6 protein-coding genes are annotated in these 7,442 nt (G+C 39.7%); 2 read left to right on the top strand and 4 right to left on the bottom strand.

The features are described from left to right. Window positions 1–243 (bottom strand): hypothetical protein (locus tag HK11_RS12575; RefSeq protein WP_233133356.1); only part of this gene is annotated, 243 nt, incomplete at its 3' end. 229 nt (window positions 244–472) lie between these two features. On the opposite strand from HK11_RS12575, the gene mntR reads away from it, so the two are divergent. Continuing rightward, window positions 473–961 (top strand): manganese-binding transcriptional regulator MntR, encoded by a 489-nt coding sequence (mntR, locus tag HK11_RS07060; protein ID WP_086554653.1) that lies wholly within the window; start codon window positions 473–475, stop codon window positions 959–961. 84 nt (window positions 962–1,045) lie between these two features. On the opposite strand, the gene HK11_RS07055 is transcribed toward mntR, so the two are convergent. Beyond that, window positions 1,046–3,211, bottom strand: a complete 2,166-nt coding sequence (locus HK11_RS07055; RefSeq protein ID WP_086554652.1) for a Hint domain-containing protein — start codon at window positions 3,209–3,211, stop codon at window positions 1,046–1,048. A gap of 459 nt (window positions 3,212–3,670) precedes the next feature. Between HK11_RS07055 and rfaD the strand changes: the two genes are divergently transcribed. Continuing rightward, window positions 3,671–4,675, top strand: a complete 1,005-nt coding sequence (gene rfaD / locus HK11_RS07050) for an ADP-glyceromanno-heptose 6-epimerase (RefSeq protein WP_086554651.1) — start codon at window positions 3,671–3,673, stop codon at window positions 4,673–4,675. Between the two features lie 242 nt (window positions 4,676–4,917). On the opposite strand, the gene HK11_RS07045 is transcribed toward rfaD, so the two are convergent. After that, window positions 4,918–5,910 carry a glycosyltransferase family 2 protein gene (locus HK11_RS07045; protein WP_086554650.1) on the bottom strand — a complete coding sequence of 331 codons (993 nt, stop codon included), beginning with the start codon at window positions 5,908–5,910 and terminating at the stop codon, window positions 4,918–4,920. Between the two features lie 29 nt (window positions 5,911–5,939). Beyond that, window positions 5,940–7,112, bottom strand: coding sequence for a voltage-gated potassium channel protein (kch, locus tag HK11_RS07040; RefSeq protein ID WP_086554649.1), 1,173 nt, complete (start codon window positions 7,110–7,112; stop codon window positions 5,940–5,942). Window positions 7,113–7,442 lie beyond the last annotated feature (330 nt).

Genomic DNA, 7,442 nt, shown 5'->3' with positions numbered 1-7,442 from the left:
AGGAGGAAGCGGCCCCCCGCCACTATGTCCGGCCGAAAAATGCGGCAACATATCAGCGGACCGGGAAGAGCTTAGCCTTTCTGCACGGGCAACATCTAAGCTTAACCAGCCCAGACCAAAGACAGCACAGGAATAAAATACACCACGCAAACCAGCCTGGCCAAGATCAACTCCGGCGTTAAAGGGAGTGATATTATGCCTTAGCTTATAAAAATAGCATTTGCTATATTTAGAGATACACATAGGTGCCAAACTTCTTCTGCCAGAAATATCTTAGAAAAAAGTGAACATAACACGCCCACTTAAGCGTATCTGCCAGATATATGCAATATGCTATATTAATTAGCACATAGATATTCATAAAATTCGCGAATGGTCATTCAGTCATAAGCATGATATTATGATGGTTATAAAATATGCATTTCAGAATAATCTTCACCTTATCAAAGCCCGGATAACCGCAACCAGATATATGAAAAAATACATGGAAAGACCTGCCCCACTCCCGGATACAGAAACCCACTCTGAAGGTTTTCGTGCAAACCGCGCAGCAAGACAAACTGTTCTTCATGAAGATTATGTCGAACTTATCGCAGATTTACTTGATGAAGGTCAGGAGGCACGTCAGGTCGACCTGGCTGAACGTCTCGGAGTATCACAACCAACTGTTGCAAAAATGCTGGTGCGCCTGGGACAGGAAGGGCTGGTCGCCCGAAAACCCTATCGCGGTATCTTTTTAACACCCGCCGGAAGGGAAATGGCTGACAAAGTTAAAACACGCCATCGGGTTGTTGAGACATTTCTTCTGGCTCTTGGCGTTAGTCCGGATAATGCGCGAATTGATGCCGAGGGGCTGGAGCATTACGTAGGAACGGAAACACTTGAGGCATTCCGGATTGCTATGCGTGCAGATATTTCAAATTTCATGAAAAAAGCACGAAACAATGACAGCCCGGCTTAATGTTTAAACCGTAAATTTTCTCTTATACCTGCAGGCCTGTTATTTCAAACAGACCTGCAAATCATAAAGATTTATATTATATAACTAGTTACAAGACATCATATATTTTCTTTTTGATATTTCAGAACTCAGATATGGACCAGCCGCAACAACCTCGACTGACAGCATCGCTAAACTCTCAACGTCTGATCGATTTAAATAAAGAACGGCGTCCCCTTGTGTCCAGCGATATAACTGGCTTTCTATAACATCCCAGCCCGTCAGCTTTTCTGCCATCAGATGATCGTTAATAGAACGATCTTTCCCTGCATCAAGCAATATAATTTTACCGACAAGGACACCCAGCTGGCGACGATCATCGACATAAGGCCCTTCTGTATCACAGGGCCTTGATGTGCGGGAGATTATCCTGACTTTTGAAATTCCCGGTGGAACCATGAAACTTACAAAATTCCCCTGCTTTCTGGCGGGTCTCAGGATTTTTCCTGTTTCTGACAGTAAATGAAGATCTGCATCATGAACAAGATCTGCTGTATGTTTCTTAATAATACCCATATCGTCTGCACGTTTTTCAAGCGCACGATATACTGGCTCAACAAAAGCCCGGCTAACCATAAGAGGCGCGGCAGCGTGATCAACCCAGTTATGAGGTTTTTCTTTAAATCTCATGATACCTTCTGACACACGAAAATTACGCCTGCTACCAGTATTAAGATAACTTTCAGTTTTTACGCCGTTAACCATGATAATAGCATGATTACTGACTTCAATATGATAATATGCGTAAGTCGTTACTGTTTTATCATAGAAAATCGTACGGCCATTAACCAGCATCCGCACAGGGATAAAAGAATTTTCAAAAAACAGGCAGTGCTCTGACGTAATCAGAAGATCCTCAGATGGAATACCCTGCGCAAGTGCACCGCGCAAAATGCGGACAGGATACCCTGCTTCGTCATCAGACAAATAAGGGTTTACAACGCAGCGGGCTTCCCCCGTCCAGATCAGAGGAGATGTTATTTCAGCTCCGTCTACATAAGTAACAATCTCATCACCCGCACGCAGCTCTTCAACCAGAACTAAGCCTGATGGTGTATGAACCCTTGCACCGGCAAGGAAACAGGAATCATCTGATGTAGCAGTATAAACAGCACCCTGATTAACAGTTAACTGCTGATTAACGACCTGAGGCGTAGTTAATGTACCCCCCGAAGAAACAAGAAGGCTGACGCGACCGTCACCTGCAGTGAAAGCTGAACCATTAAGAGTGCCTGAGGTATTATTTCCACTCAGATGTGACTCTGTATAAATATCATTTATTGACGTACCGCCATTTTTTATAACAGTAATTTCTGATTCATAAATATTATTAACTGACGATCCACCTGATGAAATATTAAGGTACCCATTGGCTGTATAGGAATCTTCAATTAATCCACCACTACTAACATTTATAGTAGGACCAACACCATTATATGTATGAACTGCTGTAATTCCAGTCACAACAGCGCCACTCAAAATGTTTAATGTTGTAACATTCCAGAGGTCAACTGTACCACTATAAGAAGTCTGACTACTTGTATAAATTGTAACACCATCTGAATTCAGAGAGGCTGTCCACACCCCTCCACTAATAACCTGCGCTGCATTTACAAGATCAGGAGGTGAGTAAGGCGTTGAGATTCCATTATAAACACCACCACTCAGCAATAATAATTTTTGATTTGTAATATCAGCATCAGATATAGAAGCACCTGATGAAACTGTAATAACACGATTAGCAGTACCAACACCAAAAGCAGAACCATTCAGAGTACCAGTTGCAAGCGAACCTGTACTAAAAGTTTCCTTTAAAAAGGTATCATCTGAAGAGGAGCCTCCACTCCTGATAAATACTGTTTCCGCTTCATATGTATTGGCTATAGATTTCCCACCTGATGAAACCGTAAGACGACCATTTGCAGTATATGAGCTTTCCAGTACACCTCCACTACTTACAAATATTCTGGGGCCACTTCCCCCGGGATAAGAGTGAACCGCAGTAAGCCCACTAACAACTGCTCCACTTTGAATGTAGAGATTAGCCGCATTCCATAGATTCACAGGGCCGCTTATGACTGCTGTACCACTGGAATAAACTGTAACACCATCTGAGTTTAAAAGGGCTGTCCATGAACCACCGCTAATATTTGTATAATTATTTTCTATATCAGCTGAATAATCCTGGGATGCAGATGATGTGCCAGCCATTTTGTTTTCCCTGATCTTTATTACAAATAAAAAATGTTAGTAATTTACTAAATATATTTATTTGTAATAAGGGTCAATTTTTTTATCTGGTATAAATCAGAAGTGATAAAAAAAATTATCTAAAATTATATGAATTGATTCCCTATAATAAATAATTATACAAATTAAATTACTAAAAATAAATTTTATTGAAAAAGTTTTAAAATGAATCTTCCAGGTCGTGTCGTCAGTTAAGCTCTGCGCGTTTAACGTCAGGATTTTATGCTCTGGCCGATAAGACATTTGATGCAGACTGGCTATAGACAACATTCCCCGTCGCCATACAGCTGACTTTGTTCATTATTCTGCTTAACTGACGACACACCTTAGCCAAACAGTATATATGTATAACAAGATGTGATAATCATTATATGAGAAAGATAGAATTTAACCTTTTGACGGCATAAAGTATTATATACCATGACAAAACGTATTATTGTTACAGGTGCAGCAGGGTTTATCGGCAGTAATATCATCCGTGCCCTTAACGTGCGTGGTATTACAGATATCATTGCAGTTGATAACCTGACTCATGGCGATAAAGCGTTAAATCTGGCTGATCTTTCAATTGCAGATTATATCGATAAGCACGATTTTTATGATGCATTACTTAGCGGTCACTATGGTCAGATCGAGGCTATTTTCCATGAAGGTGCCTGCTCTTCTACTACAGAGCAGGATGGCCGCTATATGATGGCCAATAATTTTGAAAGCAGCAAAAAAGTTCTGGCCTACAGTCAAAAAACCGGAGCACGTTTGCTTTATGCTTCAAGTGCCGCAACTTACGGGGCTTCTACAACATTCAGAGAAGAACCAGCTTATGAAAAGCCTCTTAATGTTTATGGCTACTCAAAATTATTGTTCGACCAGGTTGTCAGGCGGAATTTACCCGACCTGAAAACACAGGTTGCAGGTTTTCGTTATTTTAACGTCTACGGCTGTCGTGAGCAGCATAAAGGCAGCATGGCTTCAGTTGCTTTTCACAATTTCAATCAGTTCATGACCAATGGTTCAGTAAAACTTTTTGGCGAATATGGAGATTGCGCCGCCGGAGAGCAGAAGCGTGACTTTATTTTTATCAATGACCTGATCAATGTCAAACTCTGGTTTTTTGACCATCCGGAGCATAGCGGTGTGTTTAACCTGGGCACCGGCAAAGCTCAGCCATTTAATGACATTGCTTCAACCGTTGTGAATACAGTTCGCGAAATTAAAGGATTACCCTCACTCTCCCTCGAACAAATGGTAAAAGAAAACTTTATAGAATACATCACATTTCCCGAAAAATTACGTGGAAAATATCAGTGCTTTACTGAAGCTGATATGAGCCAGCTACGTCATACCGGGTGTGATATTGTGTTTAGTGATGTTACACATGGTGTTAACCAGTATGTAAATGAACTTTATACGCGTTATCAGAGCTGACTGTTTTACTGGCTGTGAAGAAGCGAAACATATAACCGGGCTATAGAGTGTATGACGATCAGTGAGAAAGGATAAAAGACCTTCTCACTGATAATGAAAGTTGTGTCAGATACAAATCACAACAATAAATTCATGATGTCCAACAGCACCATTATCCTAACGAACCGGCATAGCCAGTACAGGCTATGCCGTGCATCGGGTCATATCAGGTCAGTAACATACCCCCCTTAACTCAGGCGGGATCATAAAATATCACAAGACAAATGCGAAAGTGATGCTACTGCCAGATATGCGAGACGCTTTACCTCTCGTCGACCCAGTGCAACACTATCTAAAATTAACCCACAACCCACGGAAAAGAAACCAAGTATCATCAGACCAGTAGACAGTACAGCTGTGGGTAGTTTTTTAACCAACCCTGTATGAAAAAAGTCTATGATAACAGGAGTTCCTAAAAAAATGCTCAGCAATATTATACAGATACCGATAGCACTAAAGAAAAATAAAGGACGTTCCTGCTTAACAAGCTTAAAAATCATTCGAACAATACGAAAACCGTCTCTGTAAGTTTTCAGCTTGGAAACCGACCCTGGTGGTCTTTCAATGTATCGAACAGGCATCTCGCCAACCGGCATGCTTAATTCAAGAGCATGAACAGTCAGCTCTGTTTCTATTTCAAAGCCAGATGAAAGAGCCGGAAAAGATTTAACAAACCGACGCGAAAACACCCTGTAGCCAGAAAGCATATCAGAAAGCCTGCGTCCGAATATACTTGCGACAATACCTGTCAGAACCTTATTACCAAAAATATGCCCCCGACGGTACGCCTCATTACAATCTGCAACACGCGCACCGTTAACCATGTCCAGGCCATCGCTCAATGCCATTCTAATCATCTCAGGGGCAGCAGCAACATCATACGTTGCGTCGCCATCAATCAGAATATAAAGATCAGCATCAATGTCGGAAAACATGCGACGAACAACATGCCCTTTCCCTTGTAAGGCCTCAGTCCGAACAATTGCACCAGCCTTACGGGCACGATCTACCGTTTGGTCTGTTGAGTTATTATCATAAATATAAACTGGTACACCCGGCAATATTTTATGAAATTTCTCTACTACCGAAACAATGGTAACCTCTTCATTATAGCACGGTATTATAACAGAAATTTTTAAATTTTTTAATATTAGAAAGTAATCTTTTTCATTTAGTGATTTTATTTTATTTTCCATTTTTATTAATTCATCACCAATTAAATAAACTATTTTTTCACGGGATTGACGAAGAAAATATCAATAACATGATCATCAATCTTTTCCCCTTTTAAAGCTCTTACGAGAATCTCACTTCCCAGCTGCTGAAGGGAAAGTACACCATCAGGATGTACGTGTTTGATTTTATTCATATTCTGGCTTTCATTGACCAGAGAAATAGTTTTAGTTTTTTCACCTGATATTTCCTTAGATGTGAGAATAACAAAAGCATTATCCGCATCATTATCCATCAGCGATATAATATATTTTGCTTTATCAGCCCCTGCTTGTTTAAGGGTATCTATCGCTGAAGGGTCACCTTCCACCACATCCATATAATCCGGAAATAATTTTTTATGATCCGGGTAGCAGACCACTGTTACAACAGCTCCACCATCAGCAAGATTTTTACTCACACTTTGAGCCAGAGAAGACGACCCTGCGATAATGTAATGATTATTACGAACCACGTAAGAAAAACCCCCTGTAAGAATACGATGTACATTATGCCGAATTAACGTTCCGGCAATTGAAGCAACCGACGCTGTAAAAATAGTAATACCAAAGATAATAAGGGTAACTGTAAACAGTCTCGACGTGGGCGTACACGGCACGATATCACCAAACCCAACCGTAGACATACAAACAATGACAAAATAAAATGCGGAGTATAAATCCTCAATTTTAGGATTAAACTGACTACCAAGATAAAGAACACCAAGGGTTCCATAGACAATTAATGAAAGTATACTAAAAGAAGAAAGTATACTTATTCCACCTATACTGTACCTGTAAAACTGCCTCCAGAAGGTTGCCAGAAATAAAATTGATATTACTTCATATATATTATTTAATTCATTTCCATTTTTCATTATTAAGTTAAATAATACCATAAAAAACAACAAAGATATAGAGATAAACCATGCTATACGGTTTCTTATGGTCAACATAAAAGACATAAAAAACAGCGAGAATCCGACTATAAATTCAGGAATATCTATAATTTCTAAAAAACTTAACGCATCACTCCATGAATGGAAGTCATATATCGTATTAGGTATTATTTTTAAGATTTTTTGTACAACAGGATAAATAATAAGATATCCGTTATGGGCCACCATAATGGATATAAGATAAACATAAATTATAGGCTTTTTAAAAACTTTTAATACACCTATCATACCAAACCCCGTGCCTGCCCACTTTAGAAATACAACTAAGTATCAGTATATTCCAAAACATTTCTGCCCTAACATAACAAAAATATCAGCAAACCTGGCAGATGAACAGCACCACATATAAGGTGATATTATAAAATAACAATTAAAGTAAATATTAAATACATCTGTCTATTTTTATTATAAAAAATGGCTTTCCTAAATAAAAAATATCAGGAAAGCCATTTGACCTTTTTACTTTCTGATACGGTGGAGGTCAGCGATATTGAGACCTGGGTTAAGCTCGAACGTGAAGGTCAGACCGGCCTGTATAGCGTGAGTGATATGAGGGCG

It is taken from the genome of Acetobacter sp. DmW_043 (genome assembly GCF_002153485.1).
GTDB classification, from domain to species: domain Bacteria; phylum Pseudomonadota; class Alphaproteobacteria; order Acetobacterales; family Acetobacteraceae; genus Acetobacter; species Acetobacter thailandicus.
This window is presented reverse-complemented; position numbering and strand designations above follow the sequence as displayed.

Excerpts from the sequence above, each read along its gene's own strand:
- HK11_RS07045 (WP_086554650.1), bottom strand. The coding sequence starts at position 5,910 with ATGGAAAATAAAATAAAATCACTAAATGAAAAAGATTACTTTCTAATA.
- kch (WP_086554649.1), bottom strand. The coding sequence starts at position 7,112 with ATGATAGGTGTATTAAAAGTTTTTAAAAAGCCTATAATTTATGTTTAT.
- HK11_RS07055 (WP_086554652.1), bottom strand. The coding sequence starts at position 3,211 with ATGGCTGGCACATCATCTGCATCCCAGGATTATTCAGCTGATATAGAA.
- mntR (WP_086554653.1), top strand. The coding sequence starts at position 473 with ATGAAAAAATACATGGAAAGACCTGCCCCACTCCCGGATACAGAAACC.
- rfaD (WP_086554651.1), top strand. The coding sequence starts at position 3,671 with ATGACAAAACGTATTATTGTTACAGGTGCAGCAGGGTTTATCGGCAGT.